A 22,695-nucleotide genomic window follows, 5' to 3' on the forward strand; every position below is an offset into this window, starting at 1 on the left:
CTCTATAAATTTAAGAAATATATAATCTATTTATCTATAAATTATTGTTTTTAAAGACTTTTTAACTAAAAAATTGATTAAAAATTACATTTTATTTTTTGTGTGAAGTTTCCATTAAAAGTTATATTAGCAACGTGCTTATGCTGTATCTAAGCAAAAATATCTCCTTATGTGGCAAGAGCTTATCGCCTCTACATGAGAAATTTCAATAAATTAAAAATGAGGAAGATAAACCTTGGGCCAAGCTTAAACCAAACAGGAAAAAGCCAGTCGAATTAAGGGAATTATCGGGGCGGCCTCGGGCAACCTCGTCGAATGGTTCGATTTCTATATCTATGCTGTATTTGCGGTTTACTTTACCCAAGCGCTGACTGCACCGAACATGGATAGTTCTACCCAGGCCATTTATGTCTGGGGGGTATTTGCGGCAAGCTTCTTTATGCGTCCGATTGGCAGCTGGCTGTTTGGACGTATTGCCGATAAACATGGCCGTAAAAAGTCCATGGTGATTTCCATCTGCCTAATGGCCTTCAGTTCCTTTCTGTTTGCTGCATTGCCGACTTATGACCAAGTCGGGATGGCGGCACCGTTCCTGCTGTTGCTGGTGCGTTTGTTACAAGGCTTGTCGGTTGGCGGGGAATATGGTGCGGTTGCCACCTATATGAGTGAGCTGGGTTTAAAAGGTCAGCGCGGCTTTTTTGCCTCGTTCTAATATGTGACTTTAACCGGCGGACAGTTACTGGCCAGCTTGCTGGGTGTAATTTTCCTGAGTTTTATGACCGAGCAGCAGTTACAGGATGGCGGCTGGCGTATTCCGTTTGTGATTGGTGGTCTGGCTGCCATTGCCTCACTGCTGGCACGAAGCCGTCTGGAAGAAACGTTGTCACATGAAGACAGCGATAAAGAAGAGTCGGGCAGCTTAAAAGAGCTGTTTAAAAATCACTGGAAAACTTTCTTGCTGGTGGTGGGCTATACCTCGGCGGGTTCACTTAGTTTCTATGTGATTACGGTTTATTCCAAAACCTATCTGACCAATATCGGCATTGATTCGCAGACGGTCGGGCTAATCATGACGGGCTGTATTTTTATTCTGATGGTGGCGCAGCCATTCTTCGGGATTTTATCAGACAGGATTGGTCGCAGAAATTCGATGCTGCTGTTTAGTGGTCTGATGGCGATTGCCATTTATCCTGTTATGGCAATCGGGATGCGTGCCTTTAGTGATTCACCCATGATGGTGGCCTTGCTGTTGATTTTCCTGATGATGCTGTTAAGTCTGTATACCTCGATCAGTGGAATTGTAAAAGCGGAAATGTTCCCGCCGCATGTGCGTGCACTCGGTGTTGGTTTCTCTTATGCGGTTGGTAATGCAGTATTTGGCGGCTCAGCCCCTTCAGTGGCTTTACAGTTTAAATCAGCCGGTATTGAAAACAGTTTCTTTATCTATGTGATTGTGATGCTGGTGATCTGTTTCTTCTATAGTCTGCAAATTCCTCGTGAAGCGCGCTATTTAAAAGATGATCATTAATCCGGATTTCATGACTTGATCAAAACGAAAAAAGCACCGGGAATGAACGGTGCTTTTTTATCTTGATGCGGTTAGCAATTATTTTAAATGCTCGTTGATCAGGAATTCCATTAGGGCTTTTTGTGCGTGTAGACGGTTTTCCGCTTCATCCCAAACCACAGAATTTTTATGATCCAGCATATTTTCTGAAATTTCTTCACCGCGGTGTGCAGGCAGGCAGTGCATGAACAGACAATCTGGATGCGCTAGATCCATGAGGCGTTCATTAACCTGATAGTTGGCAAATGCCTGTTCACGGATTTTCTGTTCTTCTTCTTGACCCATGCTGGCCCACACGTCGGTCACGATTAAATCGGCATTGACTGCGGCATCTTCAGCAGAATCGACCAGTTCAACACAGTGAGCAAATTCAGACAGGAATTTTTCTTGTGGCTCATAACCTTTAGGTGCGGCCACTTTCAGCTTGAAGCCCCACATGTGTGCCGCTTCAATATACGAGTTACACATGTTGTTGCCATCACCAATCCAGGCCACGGTTTTGCCTTCGATTGGACCGCGATGCTCAAGGAAGGTTTGCATATCGGCCAGTAATTGACATGGATGATGATCGTCAGTTAAGGCATTAATCACCGGCACTTTGGAATAAGAAGCAAAACGCTCCACAATGTCATGTCCAAAGGTGCGAATCATGACAATATCCAGCATGCTTGAAATCACGCGTGCTGAATCTTCAATAGGCTCACCACGACCTAACTGGGTGTCGCGTGGAGATAAGAAAATTGCGCTACCACCAAACTGATTCATACCAGCTTCAAACGATACACGGGTACGGGTACTCGACTTCTCAAAAATCATGCCCAAAACTTTACCAATAAAAGGTTGGAAAACTTCATTCTGATGCTGCTTGCGTTTAAGTTCAATTGCGCGTTGCAAAATCTGGTTAAGTTCTAAAGTCGACAGGTCGCGTAAAGTGAGAAAGTGACGTAGAGCCATTCGTTACTCCACAATAATTGCTGAAATTGAAATCAAAACAACAATTAGTTGTTGGTTGGTTAAATAAAATAGGGAATCGGCTAATATACTATATTGAATCGAAATTGCAAAAAACTAGACGATTTGGTGACCTTGCAGAAAGTGATCGACACAGTAATGAATATAGTCATCTGTGGTTTGCGGGTCATCCTGAACAGGCAAGCCCATTAAAATCCGCCATTCCAGATTACGCAGAATGCCAAAGAACAGCTGCGCTGAATAAAGTGAATTCTCACAGCGAATCAGACCCTGGGCGGCGGCATGATCCAGCGCATGTGCAATGGAAGTTTGCAAATGCTTGGGGCCTTGTTCATAGATATAACGTGCCAGTTCCACATTGTGCTGGGTGCGCTCCAAAATTAACCTTAAAAAGGCAGAATTGGCCGGCACACTTAAATGGCTTTTAAAGTTATCTAGTGTATGAATTAAATAAGCCCGTAAATCACCCTCAAAAGATTCAAAGGGTAAGCAAATGTCTTTAAAGAACTTTTCCGCACGATAATCACAAATGGCGGTAAACAGGCCTTCTTTATTGCCAAAATATTTATAGATAAAGGCCTTGGAACCACCGGCATGATGCACGATATCATCCAGCGAGACAGCATCGTAGCCATGTTCCAGAAACAGGTCATTGGCGCTCAATAATAAAGCCAGACAGCGTTCATGCCCACGCTTGGTCGGAGGGACATCTTTGCTAAAGGGTTCTAACTGAGCCAAATCATGCATAATCAGGGAGCAGGCCGCCAATTGGTAAGGAATAAATATAATTGTAGCAAATATATGACCGCTTGGCATGGAATAGCGTAGACGGAAATGTATTGACTTTTTTCTTACAGATTTACTTGAATATTTGACTAAAGTTTTAGGGACTTTATTCTAATTGGTCATGGTTTAGGCAAAGATTCTGAGTATACTCAAGCCTCAATAATTAGAAACTACTGTGGAAAGGACGATGACAGAACAAACATCTGCAGGCTTAAGATTCAGACAGGCGCTGGACACGGAAAAGCCCTTACAAATTATCGGTACAGTCAATGCCTATGCAGCCATGATGGCAAAACAGGTCGGCTATAAAGCCATTTATGTATCGGGTGCAGGTGTCGCCAATTATTCCTACGGTTTGCCGGATTTGGGCATGACCAGCCTCGATAATGTCCTGGAAGATGTACGCCGTATTACAGAACGTGTCGATACACCTGTGCTGGTGGATATTGATACCGGCTGGGGCGGTGCATTTAATATTGGCCGTACCATCAAGCAAATGATTGCAGCAGGTGCTGCTGCGGTGCATATTGAAGATCAGGTGGCGCAAAAACGCTGTGGCCATCGTCCGAACAAGGAAATTGTGACCCAGCAGGAAATGGTGGATCGTATTAAAGCGGCAGTCGATGCCAAAACTGATCCCAACTTTGTGGTGATGGCGCGTACCGATGCCTTGCAAAAAGAAGGTTTGCAGGCGGTGATTGACCGGGCCTGTGCCTGTGTCGAGGCAGGTGCAGATGCCATTTTTGCAGAAGCCATGACCGACATTACCATGTACAAAACTGTTTGTGATGCAGTCGGTGTACCGGTACTGGCCAACATTACCGAATTTGGTGATACGCCGTATTACACCACTGATGAACTAGCTGAGCAGGGCGTGCGTATGGTGTTATATCCATTGTCGGCAACACGTGCAATGCAAAAAGCAGCGCTGGAAGTGATGCAGTCGATTCGTGAGCATGGCACACAAACCCATGTGCTGGATAAAATGCAGCAACGCAAAGAATTATATGAATTTTTAGATTACCACACCTTTGAAAACACATTAGATAAACTGTTCAAGCAGGAGAATTAAAACAATGGCTGAAGGAAAAGTACTGACTGGCGCTGGATTGCGCGGACAAGTCGCAGGGAAAACCGCATTATCGACGGTTGGAAAAAGCGGTGCGGGTCTGACCTATCGTGGTTATGACGTGCAGGATCTGGCAGAAAACTGCCAGTTTGAGGAAGTCGCTTATCTGATCTTCTTTGGTGAATTACCTACCACCGAACAGCTAACCAGCTATAAAGCCAAGCTGAAATCTTTACGTCAGTTACCAGATGCACTAAAAGAAGTACTGGAGCGTATTCCGGCCGATTCACATCCCATGGATGTAATGCGTACCGGCGTGTCGATGCTTGGCAATCTGGAAACCGAACAGTCGTTTGATGTACAGCAAGATGTTGCTGACCGTATTCTGGCCGCTTTACCGGGCATTATCTGTTACTGGTACCGTTTTAGCCATGACGGCGTACGTGTTGATGAAAACACCGATGATGATTCAATTGGCGCGCAATTCCTGCATCTGTTACGTGGTGAAAAACCAAATGAGCTGCATGAACAGGTGATGAACGTGTCATTAATTCTGTATGCAGAGCATGAGTTTAACGCATCCACCTTTACTGCACGCGTGTGTGCATCAACCTTGTCTGATATGCATTCATGTATTACCGGCGCGATTGGTTCACTGCGTGGTCCACTGCATGGCGGTGCCAATGAAGCGGCCATGGAAATGATTGAAAACTGGACCTCTCCAGAAGAAGCTGAGCGTGAAATGCTGGGCATGCTGGAGCGTAAAGAGAAAATCATGGGCTTTGGTCATGCTATTTATAAGGACAATGACCCGCGTAATGGCATTATTAAAGTCTGGTCAGAGCGTCTGGCCAAAGATGTGGGTGATACTGTGCTTTATCCGGTATCGGTCCGCTGTGAAGAAGTGATGTGGCGCGAGAAAAAACTGTTCTGTAACGCAGACTTCTTCCATGCTTCGGCCTATCACTTTATGGGTATTCCGACCAAGCTGTTCACGCCAATCTTTGTGATGTCGCGTGTGACCGGTTGGGCGGCGCATGTGATGGAACAGCGTGCAGATAACCGTATTATCCGTCCAAGTGCGGATTATACCGGTCCAGAACTGCGTAAAGTGGTGCCAATTGCAGAGCGTACTTCGGCGGCTTAATCTGCCGTGTACTTGAATAAAGCCTCATCTGAGGCTTTATTTTTTGCTGCTATATTTTTTTCGCTCCATTTTTGCTGTTATTGAGAATTGCTGAGTAGAACCGGATCTTCAATCGGATAGCCCATTTCAAACGGAATGCCTAAATATTTCACAGTCACCAGCATTTTGGACTGCTGCGGGATGTTATAGGCCTGGTGAATGTTCAAGCCTTGCTTATAACTGGTGGCTTGCTGGACGGTACTGCGGAAGTTCCCCGCATCAACCCGATAGCAATACTGCCACTGCGGCACTGGTTCCGTACCATTAATCCAGTCGGCACGACGTTTGCTACTGTGCAAAACCTTAATTTGTGCCTGTTGCGTTCTAAGCTTGGTTAAGGGGTTTAGGCGGTTTTTAATTTTGGCCAACTCGGCATTAAAGCGGGTAGGCTGCTGGTCATAGTCAATCTTTTTGGTTTTGGGGTTAATATACAGCGAATTGACCTGAACCAGCTGATTCGGCTGTTTAGATTTAAAGTTGTAATAATACAGCTGCGGCAAACGGCCACGGCCATCTTCATAATGGCGCAGCAGATAGACTTTTTGATCTTTCTGGTCATAGCCCAGCACTTCAATCCGTTGCTGGCCGCCGACGGTGGCAGAACTGATGATGGGCAGACAGGCTAAAGCAGAAAATAATAATGGTTGAATCAGTTTCATACTTCGACTCCACATTACAGGATATGGTTTTACTTTAAGCCAAAATCATGGAGAAAAGATGAGAAACAGTGTATCTAGGCGGGTGAAGATAAAATAAGCGCCAATACTTCCTGTGCTACCAATTGGGTCAGCTGATCCAGCCGTTCAATCGGGCTGCCATCGAGCAGATAATGAAAATTATGCAATTGCTGCTGATAGTGAATGGCAATATAAAAAGTGCCTTCGGGTTTCTCTGCAGAGGCGCTGCCACCGGGTTTTAGCAAGCCGGTACAGGCCACCACAATATTGGCCTGTTTAAACAGAGCCTGGCCATGCAAGGCCATCTGCGCGGTAATTTCCGCAGACTCCGCCGTGTAATGCGCAATCAGTGCCGGATCAATCTGTAACAGGTTGGCTTTAATACTTGGGTCATAGCTGACCAGCGCCCCGAGTAAAATATCTGCGCCGCTATTTTTATAAATTGAAAACTGGCTGCATAAATAGCCTGAACTGGCACTTTCAATAAAGGCAATGGTCAGTTGCTGTTGTTCCAGCGCATCACAGCAGCGTTTCAGCATGATGAATCTCCATTTCTTCTTCTTTTCCAAGCGATTTTAAGCGAGATCAGCCTCAATCTTGTTGCTGATTCAGGCATTTAGCGCTAAAGATAGCGCGTTCCGGTTTCAATTGTATAGCAGTTAGGCGAAACTCGAAATTATCGGTTTATTCTGCTGCAAAAGAATGGTAAAACTAAAAATAAAGTGCTTAGTGAAAGTAGGTTAATACAATGAAAACGATTGTGAAATATATGGTCTTAAAAGACCTCGACTACCAGTTAGGAACCTTACTTTTCCAGGAAGAATTACAGGCCGATGCTTTATATTTTGACCAGATTCCTGAAGTAATTTCTTATCAGAACCATCAGTTTAAAGTGATTAGTAAAGAACTGAAACGCGTCCAGAATGCAGCAGAGCCAGAAAACCTACAACGTATTATTGTCAAAGTCGTGACTGTGGCATAACACGGAAAGTCGCCTGCGGGCGGCTTTTTTTATCTACCTTATTTTTAAAAACTGTTGCAAGAACAAAGCCTGAATTAACAAGAAAGCTGAAATATTGACCAAAGCCATACAGCGCGGCTGTCTTAAATCATGAACAATAAAAACAGTTCAACACAACAATAAAGACAGGAGTCGATGATGGCTAAACCAGAAAAAAACTCGAATGAAAAGACCCAGCAACAGCAACCTCAGCCCAAGACCGATTCACAAGTGATTCCAAATAAAAAGAATCCGCATCCACAACATCCAAGAGATAAACAGGATACCGCCGTACAGCGCTAAGTCTGGGGGATGTTTATCCATCAGCTCCTAATTTCTCATAGTTCAATCAAACGTGTTGCAGGGCAGGAAGCATCAGTATAGCGCAGAGCTCGCAGCAGTTTGATCAAGGAGATGCAAGATGAAGATCGGTTTATTATTTGGCATGTTTGCCAGTTGTACGCTGATGGCATGTCAAAGCGTACCTTCTACACCAGCACAACAGGTAGATGTGACCAAGTCCTTAGGTTTAAAGCAGTGTGAGGGGGATGATCCCAAAGTGCGTTTACAGCAGCTGAAAGAGCAACTGCAGCAGGCCGGGATAGAAGTTTATAATGAAGCACTCGGGCATGATGGTCTGGTACATATTACCGTATGTGGTGCCAGTACCGGCCAGACTGCCATCTTTACCATTTCGGCAACACAACTGGGTGCGGCGCAAGGCTTGGGTTATCAGCTAACGCCAGCACCTTAGTCAATAAAATGTGATAAGTAACGTTTTGAAATTACTTTGAAAAATATGACTTATCGTTTAAAAAAAATAAAAAATGGAAGCTTTTGCCAATGCTGGAAATCCAGGAAAATAGGACAATTTTAATCAGGAAATATGCGCTGTAAATTCTTATTTTCTCTTGACTTTTCTCTTTATGAGTTTGAGTCCATACATCCCTCGTATGGACTCTTTTTTTGCCTGGATTTTAATAGAAATGTAATTTATTAAAATATTTTAAACAATGGTAAAAATCGAGCAAAGCTAAATAACTGATATTTTTTATATTATATATCTATATATTATTTTTTCTATATTCTTAAAAATGAAACTTTTGCTACTTATATTTAAAACTAATGAATAAAGGTTAAAGTGAGGTTAAAGCAGATGAACGATGTCAGCTTGGAGTTTTTAAATCAGGCCATTGATAAGTGCCTAAAAGAGGGCAAGAAACCGAAAAAACTACGTTTGGGCTATAAATTGTATGCGCATTTTATGCATGATATGCGTTTTTCCAAGGAAGTCCGAGATTCTGCACTCGATCCGGACAAGCGCCGTTATCGTGGAATCAAGCTAAAAGTGACCCAAGATGAGTATGAATTAAGTTTTGTGGAAAAAGAATAATCCGTATTTTTAAATAGATAAAAAAAGTAAATGTTATTTTTTGCTAATTTTGGTGATATAAATTTAATATAAATTACCAAGTATTCTGGATTTATATACATGTAGGGGATGTATATTATAAATAGGTGAGCTTTTGTAATATAATGCAATTGGTCATATCACTATTTATTGGTATAAGAACAGAACAATAATAAGAAAGGAGTATGGATATGAAAGTGAATACACGACGGTCTTTAGATATTACGGTTCTGGTGAGTGCTTCATGTATTATCACCTGTCTGATTTACTTATTAGGGCAAACCAGAGTCGTGCTCTTTTAAAAATAAAAACCACCTTCGGGTGGTTTTTATTTTCCAGTTGAGATTCGTTAAACCATATTAACCTTCAATCTGACAGGCTTCTGCGCAGGCACGACAGGCGCGGGCACAGTTTTGACAATGTTCATCTTCATGCTGGCCACATTCTTCGGCACACAGTTCACAGGCTTTGGCACACAGGTCCATGGCTAAATGATGTAGCTCCGAGTTGCGAACTTCAAAGGTAACACAGAGTTTGCAGGTTTCAACACAGTCCAAACAGCGCTGGATGCAGGTTCGCATCATCTGCACATGTTCTTCGTGTAAACAGGCATCTGCGCAGCGTTGACAAGCAACAATGCATTCCAGACAGGCCTGTATTGAAAGCGAAGATTGTTGAACGGATGAAAGATGTGGCAGCTGATTCATAAGCAGATCCTCGAATAAAGTCCGGTTGATGTCAAAATTTATTGCGGTATTTCAATCCAGGTTTCTTGTACTTCTTGCAGGTTTTTAATCAGGATTATACGCTGCTCACAAATATCACCCACCCACGATAGCGGGATCAGATGTGCTTTGCCTTCGGCATCCTGACTTAATTGGATTCGATCAAAATCCAGAAACTGTTCAATTTGGCCCAGATGAACGCCGTTAGCGGTAAAGACCTCCGCATGTTGTTGCACATGATGACGAAACTTGGCCATACTGCTGCCTCAAGAACAGGATTTTTTCACTCTAATGCAAGCTATCGTACAAAAGATGAAAAGCAATAAAAGCGATACAAATCAGCGGCAGATATTCACGTCGTATTAAACGGTTACATGCTTTTAAATAGAATAAAGAGAGGCGTGGGTTTTATTTATATACAAAAGTATTTTATTTATGACAGGATTGTCCTATTTATATCAGACAGTTTAAGTGGATAAACTGCCTGATTTATTTTGATTTAAAACCGATATTTATTTATCGCTCGAAATCATACTTTTCAGGGGCTTTGTTGCATAAATATGTAAGCATCTGATTTAAATAAATTTAATTTTGGATCAAAAAATAATCAAAACTTTTAAAATCATATAGTTATGAAATCTTTGTGCAACAAAGCCGGTTGCTGCAAAAGCCGTGGCCAAAGTGCTGATTGATTATGAAAAGTGCAATTAAGATTTTACTGCTGTGCAACCTTGGGGTTCACAGCTTTTTTAAAACTTTAATATAATGCTTGGCTTGAAAAATTAATCTTTATTGCATTTAGTGTCTTGGCCTAAAGCACGTAGTCTATCTCGCTCCAAACGCTTTTGAAGTAAATTTTGATTGGCTTTTTCTGTTAATAGCTGAGCTTTCATCAAATGAAGAGTAAGCTTAGAATTGTTAGCATCAGATGGCGTGATAGTTGTTTTAAACAAATAGGTGCCATAAGGTGCTTTACCAAAAAAAATGGCAAGATTTTTTTCCCGATCTAAATTTGCATCAACTAATACATATGAATTCGCAGTTTTTACCTGCTCACATCTTAAATACGCTTGCTTTAAATTCGTATAAGCATCTACATATCCCAATGGAACATCTATTGACCCACCTTTGCCAATTGACTTAGAGATTAATTCACTTTCAGAAGTCGGCAAGATCATTTTTACGCAGCCCTGTAATAGGACTAAGGATGCCAATAATCCGAAAGTAGCTGTTTCTTTAATATACTTTGACACTTTTGAGATTTGCATGCTCAACACCTTCAACAATTCGTTTTTTAATTACAATAGAGTCTGGATCGTTTGATTTAAATCTTGAATCCACTTCATATTCAGCAATAAATACTCTTGGCTTGCTGCCTGGAATACGATCAACACCAATCACATAATCTTTATTTTCTTCCAAGGTTATATTTTTAATTTCAGTGAAATAACTATGGTTACCTATTCCGCTAACAAAAACAATGTCATGTTGACCAACCGGTAGTTTTAATTTTGCTTGAGAGTAATCAAATCGAGTCATTGTGGTAGAAGGGCTGATGATTGAATTCTCAACAAATCTTACGCGTTTTCCATCAAAGGTATAAACGGTATATGGGTACGCACTAAGGGAGCCAGAACCCTGAAAAAATGTATAAGGAATAGTTTTTATCGTTGCATATTTTTGCTCTTGGCTAACGAGTTGATTTGTATATGCCGTCAACTTTTCAGAGGTGGGTGCATTCGATGGAGTATTTAAATAACGCGCTTCTTTAGGAATATACAGTGGTAGCATAGAAACAGATTTTTTATCATCTGCAGTTTCTACAACCTGACATCCAGTTAAAAATCCCAATATCCCTAATAGTAAAAAATTTTTTATATTCATTGCCATATATTCAAATCTGATGATAATTTCGTAAATGCAATATACTCATAAAATATTAATACTCAAATAAATTTACTGTATATTCCATATTTTTTTAAACTAACTGGCTGTAATTTAAGTAAAAGTAGGTTTATTTAAGTTTTTTAACGCTGTGCATGCTATCAGGCTGCACAGCTCATTCGATCTCGACAAAAGTTCACGTTACGGTATGCGTGCAGTGTGTGAATTGAAAGCCCCCTGGTGAGGGCCTCATTCATCGGCTTGTACTTTATTTTTCATAATTTCACAGTAAAGTATCAGCTTTCAATTCAAGAAAAATAATAATGAAAAACATATTCTATGCAGTCCTTGGGATTGCCATCGCCGCCACTTTATCACTCGCACTCTTCAAAAAGAATGAAGCACCTAAAGACTTTGAGCGTGGTGAGCCCTTTGCTTATGAAAATCAGCTGAAGTCAGCGGAAGAGTGTAGCTTAGCGAATACTGAATTCCCAGATCTACCTAATGTCAGCAGTGACTTCATAAAAGGGTGTGAAGGTTATTTTGCTCAAAGTCGACAATCTACTTATCAATAGACAGCATTTCACTCCATTTGAACGGGTTCTTGCTTAACTTGTCGCGGCTCATGGACCAGCTCCGACCAGGTATAAAGCAGCTCCCCACTGCAATTTTCTTCTTCCCATATTTTTTATGCACGCCTTCGAGCGCTTGCATTAGATTCTCTTTCCTTTCAATTTCCTGCATATCGGTCAGCAAGTCATAGGTATGGCTAGACTTTGGCTCAAGCGCAGTCAAAATAACCCCACATTTTTTAAACTTTACATCCTTTCTATACAACAGATTCAGTATCTGGACGGACCTATCAACAAGATCAAGTACACAATCAGTCGGCTGCGAAAATGTTGACGTATATGCATTGTGGTAAAAGGGCACATTGGGATCGAAGGGATTTGATTGCACAAAAGCTGTGATGCAACCGCACAACAGGTTTTCATCTCTTAATCTTGAACAAGCATCTTGGGCATACATAGATATGGCTTCTTTTAGATCGGCCAGTTCTGTAACTTTTGCTCCAAAGGATCTGCTTGCAACGATCTGTTTTTTACTCGGCGGGGTGTGTTCGATTTCAATACATGACGTTCCCTGCAGCTCAGCTACGGTTCTGGCCATAACGATAGAGAACAATTTTTTTATATAGCGCGGGTCGGTATTGGCAAGGTCGAATACAGTGTGAATATTCATATCGGCCAACTTTTTGGCATGCTTCCGGCCCACACCCCACACTTCAGATACATCAATCTCTTGAAGCATGAGCTCTTTAACCGTTGAATCTATGCTGACTAAATCACATACGCCTTTTAAGTAAAAATTCTTCTTTGCAATATGATTGGCAATCTTTGCTTCAGTCTTTGTTCTGCCGATGCCTACACACACCGGCAATCCAAGCCAGCGCCAAATACGAGTACGCATTTGCTGTGCATAGCGTGCGAGATCAAAAGTATTGGCATACGCCGTCAGCTCTAGAAAGCACTCATCAATTGAGTAAACCTCTTGTTCACCCGGGCCCACAAAATCAGAAAGGATGGAGTGAAACCGCCGGCTCATCTCTGCATATAGAGCATAGTTGCTGGAAAGAACTTGAACATTATGTCGCTCAACAATGTCTTTAATCTGGAATAGGGGGGCACCCATTTTTATCCCGAGGTCTTTTGCTTCCTGGCTCCGGGCGACTGCACATCCATCATTATTGGACAGCACGATGACCGGCTTATCATTTAGGGCAGGGTTAAACACGCGCTCACAGCTGACGTAACAGTTATTCACGTCAACGAGCGCAAATACACGATTTGCGGATTTCATGGTTATTCTTCTTATGTGGGGTTTATACAGTGAGGTTCTTTAAGTTCCAGGTCACTACGGCTAAAACTTCAAAGGTCTGGCCATCTTTTAAATAGATACTGTCGTAATCTGGGCTTTCTGCTTTTAGCCAGGCTTCGGGTAAATCTTCTGGCTTGTAGTTCTCACCAAAGTACTCAACAATCTCGCTTTTAGACATCTTGGCAGTGATCATTAAGCGCTTGATCGTCAGGTCTTTATTATCAATAAGCGCAACCACAATACTGCAATGTTTGGCCTCTTTGCTGCGGTCGACGATCACCACATCGCCGTATTCAAGACCGACATTCACCATCGAGGTTGTACGAATTACATTTAGGAATGTGGCGTTTGGATTGGAGATCAGGTGCTCGTTCAAATCAATGGTTTTATCAACATAGTCCTGAGCCGGCGATGGGAATCCGGTTGGGATCGACTCTAAAGCGACAGGAATAGAGATACTGGTTCGTGCTGAAACAGATTGAAAGCCATGATCGTCAAGCAGCTTAATATGCTCCAGGAGAGCATTGATTGTGGGGCTGGGCTTACCTTCAGGGCCCATTATTTTTTGAAGGGATGACCATGCGTCATCCGAGAAGTAGATTGGCAACTTCTTAGACATAAAAACTCCTACGCTACTGGGCGTGTTTGGAAGTTAAAAGCTATTTATAGGATACAGATAGTTGGCAGAGATTTTCAACTTTTGAAATTTATATTTATTTTTCCTTAGCTAGTTGCAGAGGAGGGGCATAAGCCCTCTAAGTGAGGGCTTTTGGTCTTAAATTTCGCATGATTATACCAATCCACCAACATCTTTGATTTCATTAAAAAATTCCTTCTGATTTTTAAGCATAAATCTGTCTTTATTGATAGTTAGCAAATGATTGTACTTATACGCCTGTGAAACAATTATGTTCCACAGTATTGCATATTTGCGGTATATGTTATTAAATAGAGCGACAGGCAGTATGACGAACAACAAGTTCCGATCTGTCTTTTTTTGACCATAAATATTTGATATTGAGAAGATTATGAGCACCTTCACCGAATTCCGACAATGTTGATCCTTCGATTTTTTGATCTAGGTTTTGTTGATTTGAGTGTTAATTTTGGAGGTGAATATGAATAATAAATATACTGCGATGGATGTTGCTAACTATATTGTTTGGTATGCAAACCATGAACCGAATAATGTATCTATCTACTCACTGAGTCCATTAAAACTGCAAAAGATTTTATATTATATTGCTTCCGAGTATTTTAAAAAATCTGGAAAGCGATTATTTAGTGAAGATTTTCAAAAATGGCAGTATGGGCCAGTGGTTAAAGATGTTTATCATGAGTTCAAATCTTCAGGTTTCCATCATATTGCCAAACCAAAAGCAATCTTAGAAATGGGTGAAATGGGTTTTTCTCGTAAGGATTTTGATGCTCATATATTAAATGGGGACACCGAGTTTAAGTCTGTCGCAGAGCCTGTTATAAAGCATTATTTACCTTGGAAAGCTTTTGATCTTGTCGAGCGCACACATGACGAGGAGGCATGGAAGGCCTTTGAGTCAGAAATCATGAAAGGCATTGAACTTACTTATTCAGATTCTGAATTAATGTCCGCAAAGACGATTAATGATAAATGAGTACAAATCACGTGCTGAATGCCTTTGTAGAAAGGCATTTAAGACCAGATGAATTTAATAGGAAAGCAGTTGTTGAAGAAACTGCTGCAATGTTTAGTTTGTTAGTAGATGTTTATGTAACAAAGGCTGCTGACGAAACATTTTATAACCTACCTTATAAAGATATTTCAGTCTTAGTTTTTAACGATCAATTAAGTGAAATTAAATCAGATACATTTAATGGGTTTATAACAACTGTAACTGAAGAAATTAAGAATACGTTTGGTTTATATAATTTAAGCACCAAACTAGAACATGCAATTGCTTGTTATGAAAAATTTGCTTTACACATTGAGCTCGCCTTAATTCAAAAGAATTTTATGCTCAACTCCGCAAAAGAGGCAAAAAGAGTAGCAGATATTGCTCAAAAACAGGCTGAATTTGCGAGAAAACAAGCTAAAAAAGCAAAAGATATGTCTAGTGGAATGGTTACAAATTTTGTGACTATTCTGGGTATATTTGCTTCAATTATTTTCACGCTCTTTGGTGGAGTGAACCTAATTGGCTCCACTGTAAAACTATTAGAAGTAAATTCTAGGTGGCCGTATTTAACCTTTATTATTTCACTGTTGATGATCTGTTTACTGACATTATTGAATATGTTGGTTAAATGGATTAACTCAATGAGTAACTTAAAAAGGGCATTAGAGACCCAGAATAAAAATGATGCTGTACACAACACTTATAAGTGTCGGTTGTACAATCCTTTTTCATGGGATTTTTATAGCAAGTCGGTTTCTTCATTCCTGGTAATTTTAATAATAAGTTTGGTTGGTATGTACAACGTAAATAAGGAGAATTTATTTACCGTTACTAATGAAACTACCACTAAAATAGTTGCTGCCACGCCACCAAGTGTAGATTCTAATAATAAAAAACCGTCAGAAACTGTTGAGACAACAGAAGTTAAAAAACTAACTGTAACCAATAAGATTAAAGAGGATGCAAGGGAAGAAAATAAAGAGGAAAAAACGGAGAATTGATAGTAGGCAGAGTAACACTTGAAGTGCGACATAAACCACCTAAGAACCCCATCAATCCATCACTTCACTTAATGCAACGTGCTTTTCATCAAATTTAATCATAAAATTAAGAATATCTGTGTCTTATGCTGCGGTCTACAAAAAATTAGGAAAAATATTTTTTTAAAGTTTGTAGACTGATTTGTAGACAGTTGAACTGCAATCAAGGATAAACTTATGCAATGCTATGCAACCTTTGAATATTTTAAGTTATTGAAAATGCAAGGATATGCAAGCTAATGCAACCTATTCCAATTCGACACAAACTAAGTGGATTCTACTTTTTCTACTACGCCATTGTTGGCACATTTATGCCATTTTGGAGCCTGTATCTGGAAGATCAGGGCTTCAATTATCAGGAAATCGGGATTCTGTCTTCCATTGCAATTATCACCCGGTTTTTTGCCCCTTTTGTTTGGGGATGGATTGCCGATAAATCCGGTAAACGCATGTTGCTGGTGCGTATTGCCACCTGGATGGAAGCCTGTATCTGGTTCATGCTGTTTATCATTCCGAATAGTTTTCAGTCAGTCGCGTTGCTGATGCTAATTTTTAGCTTTTTCCAGAATGCCATTTTGGCCCAGTTTGAAGGGGTGACTTTATTCTGGCTGGGCGATCAACGTGAACAGCTGTATGGCAAGGTGCGTAAATGGGGATCGGTCGGTTTTATTGTTGCGGTATTTGGTATCGGTGCCTTGCTGGAAATTATACTAATCTCCATGCTGCCGGTATTGTTGCTATGTATCGCGTTTCTGGCATTTATCTGGTCTTTTAGTATTAAAGAACCCAGCGCTGCACCAAGTTCCCAAAAACAGCTGGAGCCTTTGTGGCCAGTGTTAAAACGGCCTGTAGTGGCCTGTTTTTTCCTCATTGAGTTTATTCTGCTATTTTCGCATGCGCCGTTTTACAGTTTTTATAGCAATTATCTGAGTCAGGCTGGTTTTAGTACTTCAATAATTGGTTTGTTGTGGTCAGTAGGCGTGATTGCAGAAATTATCATGTTTGCTTATGCAACCTTTTTCCTGTCGCGCTGGTCATGGCGAACGCTGGTGATGGCCTGTTTGCTGCTGACTGGTTTACGCTGGATTGTTGTTGGTTTGGTACCTGACAGTTTTATCGCCCAGTTTTTTGCCCAGACCATCCATGCCTTTAGTTTTGGCTTATTCCATGTGATTGCGATGCGGGTGATTTTTCAGAATTTCAGCTTGGGTCAGCAAGGACGAGGGCAAGCTATCTATAGCACTATGTGGGGTATGGGTGTGGCGTTGGGAAGTATTTTGGCTGGTTATTATTGGGATATTTTTTCAGGGCAAACGGTCTTTATCTGGGCTGGCTTATCTACATTACTGGGTTTGTTACTGGTCTTTGGTTTACCGAAACAGCTACAAAAACAGGCGTAGAAAAAGCCGGTCATATCGACCGGCTGTTGAATCAGGCTATTCAAGTCTTTAAATTTTGATGTGCTGATATTGCGGGAACCACGGCTGAGCCTGTTCCAGTTGTGCAGCCAGTTGTAGTAATACATCTTCACGAGCAAAAGGTGCAATAAACTGAGAACCTAAAGGCAAGTGCTGTTTATTCCAGTACAGTGGCACAGACATCGCCGGTAAGCCGGTAATATTGGCCAGCTGGGTAAAAGGTACCCATTTCAGGTTTTCCCGTACAATCTGATCGACCAGTTTGCCTTGGGTTAACAGATGCGCCTGTCCGACTTTCAACAAGGCTTTTAACACCGGTTTTTGCCAGGCTGGCGTTTTAACTTCGCCATTCTGGGGAGCTACCGAGGCTGTGGCTGGGGTCAGATATAAATCATAACGGTCAAAGAACTGGTTCATTTGCGTGGTATAAACGCCCCAGTTATTCAGGTTGTGAATATAGTCCAGCGCAGAGGTTTTGGCACCAAATGCAGCCAGCGCCAGTGAGTCCAGCTCGAAATCATCATCACGTGAAGGATACTGTGCGCGAATCTGGCTGAGCATATAAGAGAACTGACTAAACCAGGTGGTAATAAAATCTTTGGCTAGTTGCATGCCATCAATAGCCGGCTGATCTTCAATTACTTCATGCCCAAGGCTGGTTAAGAGTTTTACAGTGTGCTCAATCGCCTGAATAGCATCTTTAGATACAGCGGTGCCAATTGGAGAGCGGGTGCTAAACGCAATTTTCAGTTTTTTTGGTGCTTGCTGCATCAGCTGCAGATATTGACCTTCCGGGCGCTGAATCTTAAATAAAGAGCTGTGTTCTTCGCCGTGGGTTGCATCAAGCATGGCAGCGCTATCCCGGACACTGCGCGTCAACACATGCTGAATGGCAGCGCCGTGCATGGCTTCACTCATGGACGGTCCCCATGGGGTACGGCCACGACTCGGCTTTAAACCGAACAAGCCGCAATAAGAGGCAGGAATACGAATCGAGCCACCGCCATCGCCGGCACCGGCCAGTGGCACAATACCGGCGGCCACAGCAGCCGCAGAACCACCCGATGAGCCTCCACTATTATGTTTTAAATGCCACGGGTTTTTACAGCTGCCCCAAGCATCCGGTTCGGTAATGCCTTTAATCCCAAATTCAGGAGTGTTAGTACGGCCAAAAGTCACAATTCCGGCCTGTTCCCAACGATTGACAATTTCAGCGTTTGTTTCGGGAATATAGCCCATTCTTTTTAAGCCTTGACAGCCATAAGAAGTTGGGTAGCCCGCATATTCCTGAAACAGGTCTTTGACCAGAAAGGGTACCCCAGCAAATGGACCAGACAATGGTCCTTGTACGCGTTGCTGGGCATGTTCATGCATCGGAATAATAATTGCATTCAGGCTTTTGCTTTGTTCGGCGCGTTGTACGGCCAGTTCCAGCAGTTCCGATGCCTGAATTTCTTTTTTTGCCACTAATTCGGCCAGCCCCAGACCATCATATTTTAAATATTCTTGTAACTTCATTTTCAATCCTGAAAATATAAATTGTCAGAAACTGTTGTAAGAGATTTTACGCAAAGTTGCAAGGCGAGATTAAAATTTAAACAGTAAAAATTAGCGATTTTGGGGCTTAAAAAAATTGTTGAGTTATGTTTATGCACTAAGTTTATTGCAAAAAATATGCTAACGTTAGCGGGTACTTTATATCATTGAATCAATGTATGAAAAAACTTTATCTCACCAGTTTAATGTTAGTATGTTGCACTGCCGTGATGGCCAATGAAACAAAAACGACAACAACAAATAGTGCTGCCGCAACCGCTGCAAAAGCGCCTGTCAATGCCAATACCATTCGTGTCATTACCCGTCCTGAAATTGTGGGATTGTGGGGCATGGAAATTCCAAATAACCGCAAATGTATTGAATATTATAATTTTCGGGGTGATAACGATGTCATTATCAAAAGCGGTCAGGAATGGTCGTCTGGCATCTATGACTATCAGCCGGCAGAAGATCCGGCCAGCAGTTTACCTGCCTTAATCATGCAAATTAAATATGACAATAATGAGGTCGATTGTTCCGGTTATCAGGAAGATCAGACCGGGGAGATTTCACAATATTTTGTGCAATGGAAAAACCCGCATACTATTCATTTCTGTAGTAATGAAAAAGCCGAACAGTGCTTTGCCACTTTGCGCCGTGTTTTGCCTTAAAGCTGAAATTCAGCCATAAAAAACCGCTGAAATCAGCGGTTTTTTTATTTTCACAAGGAAACACTCAGGCTTCCTTGTTAGCACCTTCAAGCTGCTTTAACAAATGCTTCTCCAGGTAGTGAATATCCATTGCCTGTTTGCAGAAGTTTTCATCTTGCAAGATCAGATCTTTATGTAATGGAATATTGGTTTTCACACCGGTCAAAATCATTTCATCCAGCGCCTGACGCATGCGCGCAATACTGGTGCTACGGTCTTTACCATGCGCAATCAGTTTAGCGATCATCGAGTCGTAATAAGGCGGAATGCTATAGCCCGGATAGATATGTGAATCTAAGCGGATACCGGCACCACCAGACGCGTAGAAGTTTTCAATCTTGCCTGGTGATGGCAGGAAGGTTGATGGATCTTCCGCATTGATACGGCATTCAATGGCATGACCTTTCACCTGAACATCTTCCTGCTGAATGTCGAGGCCTAAACCACCGGCAACGCGCAGTTGTTGTTCAATAATATCAATACCTGTGACCATTTCAGTTACCGGGTGTTCTACCTGAACACGGGTGTTCATCTCGATAAAGAAGAACTCGCCATCTTCAAACAGGAACTCGAAAGTACCGGCACCGCGATACTGCATCATCTTACAGGCGTTGACACAGGCTTCTAAAATATCTGCACGTGCTTGCTCTGGCAGGTTTGGTGCTGGTGCTTCTTCCAGAACTTTTTGATGGCGACGCTGTAAAGAGCAGTCACGGTCATACAGATGGATGGCATGGCCGTTACCATCGCCCAGTACTTGCACTTCAACGTGACGAGGCTTTTGCAGGAAACGTTCCATATAGACCGTATCATCACCAAACCACATTTCCGCATCACGCTGCGCCGCTTGTACCGATTCCAGCAGGGTATCGACACGTTCAACAATACGCATACCACGACCACCACCACCGGCAGCTGCTTTAACAATCAGTGGAAAGCCGATTTCTTTGGCTTCAGCCAGGGCATTTTGTGGTGTTACTGCATGGGCAGAACCTGGTACCGTCGGTACGCCGGCTTTACGCATGGCGGTAATGGCAGAAACCTTGTTCCCCATTAAGCGGATGTGTTCTGGACGCGGACCAATAAAGATAAAGCCTGAGCTTTCTACAATTTCGGCAAATTCCGCATTTTCAGACAGGAAACCATAACCCGGGTGAATGGCATCAGCACCGGTAATTTCCGCTGCGGTAATAATCGCAGGAATATTCAGATAACTGTCGCTGCTCGCGCCCGGACCGATACACACGGCTTCATCACAGAAACGTAAATGCATCAGGTCTTTATCGGCATCGGAATAGATACCGACAGTTTTGATTCCTAAAGTTTTGCAGGCCCGGGTGATGCGAAGCGCAATCTCACCACGGTTTGCAATTAAAACTTTTTGCAACATTGTGAGTCCCCGTGGTCTTAAGCGCGGTAGCGGAAGAGTGGTTGACCAAACTGAATCACTTCACCATTTTTAACTAGAATTTCTTCAATCACGCCGCTTTGAGTCGCTTCAATCGGGTTCATGATTTTCATGGCTTCGATAATACCTAAGGTTTCACCTGCAGAAACGGTTTGACCGATTTTCACAAAAGGTGCTTCACCTGGGCTTGGTGCTGCATAGAACACACCAACCATTGGAGAAGTTTCAACTGCGCCACGTGGAGAAGATTTCGGTGTTGATGGCAGATCTGCTGCTGGTGCAGGCATTGCTGGAACCGCTGCCGCTACTACTGGACTGCGACGAGTAAGCGCAATCGCCTGATCGCCTTCTTTAACTTCAATCGCTTGTAAGTCAGATTCAATCATCAGGTCGATGAGTTTCTTGATTTTACGGATATCCATGAGACAGTATTCCTAATTAAGATTGCGAAGTGAGTTGAATTTTTTCGATAACGTAGTCAAGTGCAGCAGCATAGCCTTTTGCACCCAATCCGCAGATCACGCCTACAGCTTTATCGGACAAATATGAATGATGTCTAAATGCTTCACGTGCATGCACGTTAGACAGATGGACTTCAATAAACGGGATGGCAACGCCAAGAAGTGCATCACGTACTGCGACTGAGGTATGGGTCAGGGCTGCAGGATTAATAATGATGAATTGAACGCCTTCTTGACCTGCCTGATGAATTCGGTCGACAATGGCACCTTCCCAGTTACTCTGGAAAGTTTCTAGCGAAAATGATGCATTTTGCGCTTGTGTCATGAGCTGCTGATTTATATCCTCAAGGGTAAGGTGTCCATAAACCTCAGGTTCTCGCTTTCCTAGCAAATTTAAATTCGGTCCATGAATAACCAAAATGGTTGAACTCATCCAGCCTGCTCCAATTAATAAGTTGCAAATAGTCTTTGCAAGATGTCTGCAAAGTTTGCTTATTATGGCATGAAATTCCACATTTTTTTTATAATTTCTTTAAATTTACGTGAAAAGCATGTCGCAAAATATGGCTATATCATGCAAACTTTGCATACAATTCGCAATGTTAAAAGATTCCAAATTTGCACGAAATTACGGTTTTTTACATTGTAATGAGAATTGACCAAAACCATTCACAGGTTTGCCGCAAAATAGTTTGATGAGTTTAAGCCCAAGTAGATGGCCTGCATGTGCATCCGGTTTTATCTCTGGATTTCCCCCGGAATGCTATCCCTGAATTTGGGGAGTTTTTATCCTCCTCCTGATTTCTATATTGAATTGGCCGCGTTTTAAAATTTATACCATTCAATATATCTGCTGAGAGGTTGCCGCTATAGATTCTGTTTTATCTGGCTTTAAACTACCGTGTTGATATCTTTATTTATTATTGAATTACAAATATTTATCTTTATTTTGTGCTTGGGATATAGTAATTCGATTAGTCATTAGCGTGCTGTTTAGATCAGTTTAGCATGTGCTTAATAGTTGGGCTGATCTTTCAGATAGAGGGTGTATGGGAATAAGTTAAGACGCTAACAAGAGATGAGCAATCCTGATTATGAACAGTCATTGTGAAGAGAATTAGAGTAGAGTGGATTCAAAAGTGTTGGATTTATTTTCAGGAAGTCATTGACCAATTCTTTCATTGAAAAAGACAGTTTCGTGTCTTTCTGTACGAAAGCCGTTCAGGCAAGGTTGGCAAAATTTGATAGTTCACGTATTGCCTAAACTGATTTGGCGAGTAGGGCCTTGATTTTAGAATTAAAAAATAACAGT

At 41.9% G+C, this 22,695-nt stretch carries 25 protein-coding genes and 1 pseudogene; 12 read left to right on the forward strand and 14 right to left on the reverse strand.

What is annotated here, in order from left to right; all coding sequences use genetic code 11:
* The first annotated feature begins 274 nt into the window (after positions 1–274).
* Positions 275–1,528, forward strand: a pseudogene (locus FTT89_RS06525) (MFS transporter).
* A 78-nt stretch (positions 1,529–1,606) separates the two neighbouring features.
* On the opposite strand, the gene argF reads toward FTT89_RS06525, so the two are convergent.
* Positions 1,607–2,521, reverse strand: coding sequence for an ornithine carbamoyltransferase (gene argF, locus FTT89_RS06530; RefSeq protein ID WP_180006518.1), 915 nt, complete (start codon positions 2,519–2,521; stop codon positions 1,607–1,609).
* Positions 2,522–2,635: 114 nt separating this feature from the next.
* On the reverse strand, positions 2,636–3,286 hold the full coding sequence (locus FTT89_RS06535; protein ID WP_075167741.1) for a TetR/AcrR family transcriptional regulator: 651 nt from the start codon (positions 3,284–3,286) through the stop codon (positions 2,636–2,638).
* A 226-nt stretch (positions 3,287–3,512) separates the two neighbouring features.
* Between FTT89_RS06535 and prpB the strand changes: the two genes are divergently transcribed.
* A complete protein-coding gene (gene prpB, locus FTT89_RS06540) occupies positions 3,513–4,397 on the forward strand; it encodes a methylisocitrate lyase (protein ID WP_016658168.1) in 885 nt (294 codons plus the stop codon).
* A gap of 4 nt (positions 4,398–4,401) precedes the next feature.
* A complete protein-coding gene (gene prpC / locus FTT89_RS06545) occupies positions 4,402–5,541 on the forward strand; it encodes a 2-methylcitrate synthase (protein WP_045795691.1) in 1,140 nt (379 codons plus the stop codon).
* A 77-nt stretch (positions 5,542–5,618) separates the two neighbouring features.
* Here the strand turns inward: prpC and FTT89_RS06550 are convergent, their stop codons facing one another.
* On the reverse strand, positions 5,619–6,239 hold the full coding sequence (locus FTT89_RS06550; RefSeq protein WP_180006517.1) for an aminotransferase: 621 nt from the start codon (positions 6,237–6,239) through the stop codon (positions 5,619–5,621).
* Positions 6,240–6,313: 74 nt separating this feature from the next.
* Positions 6,314–6,796: a CinA family protein gene (locus tag FTT89_RS06555; protein WP_005177742.1), complete on the reverse strand. Its 483-nt coding sequence runs from the start codon at positions 6,794–6,796 to the stop codon at positions 6,314–6,316.
* A gap of 209 nt (positions 6,797–7,005) precedes the next feature.
* Here FTT89_RS06555 and FTT89_RS06560 point away from each other — a divergent pair, with 209 nt between their 5' ends.
* From FTT89_RS06560 to FTT89_RS06575, 4 genes are all read left to right on the forward strand, one after another.
* Positions 7,006–7,239: a hypothetical protein gene (locus tag FTT89_RS06560; protein WP_005177745.1), complete on the forward strand. Its 234-nt coding sequence runs from the start codon at positions 7,006–7,008 to the stop codon at positions 7,237–7,239.
* A 177-nt stretch (positions 7,240–7,416) separates the two neighbouring features.
* On the forward strand, positions 7,417–7,560 hold the full coding sequence (locus FTT89_RS06565) for a hypothetical protein (RefSeq protein ID WP_168395233.1): 144 nt from the start codon (positions 7,417–7,419) through the stop codon (positions 7,558–7,560).
* A 118-nt stretch (positions 7,561–7,678) separates the two neighbouring features.
* Positions 7,679–8,011 carry a hypothetical protein gene (locus FTT89_RS06570; RefSeq protein ID WP_160241333.1) on the forward strand — a complete coding sequence of 111 codons (333 nt, stop codon included), beginning with the start codon at positions 7,679–7,681 and terminating at the stop codon, positions 8,009–8,011.
* Positions 8,012–8,413: 402 nt separating this feature from the next.
* On the forward strand, positions 8,414–8,650 hold the full coding sequence (locus FTT89_RS06575) for a hypothetical protein (RefSeq protein ID WP_005177751.1): 237 nt from the start codon (positions 8,414–8,416) through the stop codon (positions 8,648–8,650).
* A gap of 377 nt (positions 8,651–9,027) precedes the next feature.
* Here the strand turns inward: FTT89_RS06575 and FTT89_RS06580 are convergent, their stop codons facing one another.
* The 4 genes from FTT89_RS06580 to FTT89_RS06595 form a co-directional block, all read right to left on the reverse strand.
* Entirely contained in the window at positions 9,028–9,375 is a 348-nt protein-coding gene (locus FTT89_RS06580; RefSeq protein ID WP_104471465.1) for a four-helix bundle copper-binding protein, read from the reverse strand.
* 38 nt (positions 9,376–9,413) lie between these two features.
* On the reverse strand, positions 9,414–9,650 hold the full coding sequence (locus FTT89_RS06585; RefSeq protein ID WP_168407358.1) for a DUF2171 domain-containing protein: 237 nt from the start codon (positions 9,648–9,650) through the stop codon (positions 9,414–9,416).
* Positions 9,651–10,175: 525 nt separating this feature from the next.
* On the reverse strand, positions 10,176–10,661 hold the full coding sequence (locus tag FTT89_RS06590; RefSeq protein ID WP_104487559.1) for a hypothetical protein: 486 nt from the start codon (positions 10,659–10,661) through the stop codon (positions 10,176–10,178).
* On the reverse strand, positions 10,630–11,283 hold the full coding sequence (locus tag FTT89_RS06595) for a hypothetical protein (protein WP_104487557.1): 654 nt from the start codon (positions 11,281–11,283) through the stop codon (positions 10,630–10,632). Before FTT89_RS06595 ends, FTT89_RS06590 begins: the two co-directional genes overlap by 32 nt.
* Before the next feature lie 317 nt (positions 11,284–11,600).
* Between FTT89_RS06595 and FTT89_RS06600 the strand changes: the two genes are divergently transcribed.
* Positions 11,601–11,852, forward strand: coding sequence for a hypothetical protein (locus FTT89_RS06600; RefSeq protein ID WP_104487555.1), 252 nt, complete (start codon positions 11,601–11,603; stop codon positions 11,850–11,852).
* Here FTT89_RS06600 and FTT89_RS06605 read toward each other — a convergent pair.
* Both FTT89_RS06605 and FTT89_RS06610 read right to left on the reverse strand, forming a co-directional pair.
* A complete protein-coding gene (locus FTT89_RS06605) occupies positions 11,839–13,137 on the reverse strand; it encodes a Y-family DNA polymerase (protein ID WP_104494738.1) in 1,299 nt (432 codons plus the stop codon). The two genes, FTT89_RS06600 and FTT89_RS06605, sit on opposite strands and share 14 nt — an antisense overlap.
* Before the next feature lie 22 nt (positions 13,138–13,159).
* The gene (locus FTT89_RS06610) at positions 13,160–13,774 is read right to left on the reverse strand and encodes a LexA family transcriptional regulator (protein WP_168407357.1); all 615 of its coding nucleotides are present in this window, start codon (positions 13,772–13,774) and stop codon (positions 13,160–13,162) included.
* Positions 13,775–14,273: 499 nt separating this feature from the next.
* On the opposite strand from FTT89_RS06610, the gene FTT89_RS06615 reads away from it, so the two are divergent.
* From FTT89_RS06615 to FTT89_RS06625, 3 genes are all read left to right on the forward strand, one after another.
* Positions 14,274–14,789: a Panacea domain-containing protein gene (locus FTT89_RS06615; protein ID WP_168407356.1), complete on the forward strand. Its 516-nt coding sequence runs from the start codon at positions 14,274–14,276 to the stop codon at positions 14,787–14,789.
* A gap of 11 nt (positions 14,790–14,800) precedes the next feature.
* Positions 14,801–15,811 carry a hypothetical protein gene (locus FTT89_RS06620; protein WP_168407355.1) on the forward strand — a complete coding sequence of 337 codons (1,011 nt, stop codon included), beginning with the start codon at positions 14,801–14,803 and terminating at the stop codon, positions 15,809–15,811.
* Positions 15,812–16,089: 278 nt separating this feature from the next.
* Positions 16,090–17,250 carry an MFS transporter gene (locus tag FTT89_RS06625; RefSeq protein ID WP_168407354.1) on the forward strand — a complete coding sequence of 387 codons (1,161 nt, stop codon included), beginning with the start codon at positions 16,090–16,092 and terminating at the stop codon, positions 17,248–17,250.
* 48 nt (positions 17,251–17,298) lie between these two features.
* Here FTT89_RS06625 and FTT89_RS06630 read toward each other — a convergent pair whose 3' ends face one another.
* Positions 17,299–18,786, reverse strand: coding sequence for an amidase (locus FTT89_RS06630; RefSeq protein ID WP_016658162.1), 1,488 nt, complete (start codon positions 18,784–18,786; stop codon positions 17,299–17,301).
* Between the two features lie 197 nt (positions 18,787–18,983).
* Between FTT89_RS06630 and FTT89_RS06635 the strand changes: the two genes are divergently transcribed.
* Positions 18,984–19,475, forward strand: coding sequence for a hypothetical protein (locus tag FTT89_RS06635; protein WP_171526481.1), 492 nt, complete (start codon positions 18,984–18,986; stop codon positions 19,473–19,475).
* 64 nt (positions 19,476–19,539) lie between these two features.
* Here the strand turns inward: FTT89_RS06635 and accC are convergent, their stop codons facing one another.
* Genes accC through aroQ form a run of 3 tightly spaced genes read right to left on the reverse strand, consistent with a single transcriptional unit; the run spans position 19,540 to position 21,816 of the window.
* Positions 19,540–20,904, reverse strand: a complete 1,365-nt coding sequence (gene accC, locus FTT89_RS06640; RefSeq protein ID WP_005177767.1) for an acetyl-CoA carboxylase biotin carboxylase subunit — start codon at positions 20,902–20,904, stop codon at positions 19,540–19,542.
* A gap of 17 nt (positions 20,905–20,921) precedes the next feature.
* Positions 20,922–21,344 carry an acetyl-CoA carboxylase biotin carboxyl carrier protein gene (accB, locus tag FTT89_RS06645; protein WP_180006515.1) on the reverse strand — a complete coding sequence of 141 codons (423 nt, stop codon included), beginning with the start codon at positions 21,342–21,344 and terminating at the stop codon, positions 20,922–20,924.
* Between the two features lie 16 nt (positions 21,345–21,360).
* Positions 21,361–21,816, reverse strand: a complete 456-nt coding sequence (gene aroQ / locus FTT89_RS06650; RefSeq protein WP_005177772.1) for a type II 3-dehydroquinate dehydratase — start codon at positions 21,814–21,816, stop codon at positions 21,361–21,363.
* Positions 21,817–22,695 lie beyond the last annotated feature (879 nt).

Source organism: Acinetobacter sp. YH01025, from assembly GCF_013420185.1.
Taxonomy (GTDB): Bacteria; Pseudomonadota; Gammaproteobacteria; order Pseudomonadales; family Moraxellaceae; genus Acinetobacter; species Acinetobacter indicus.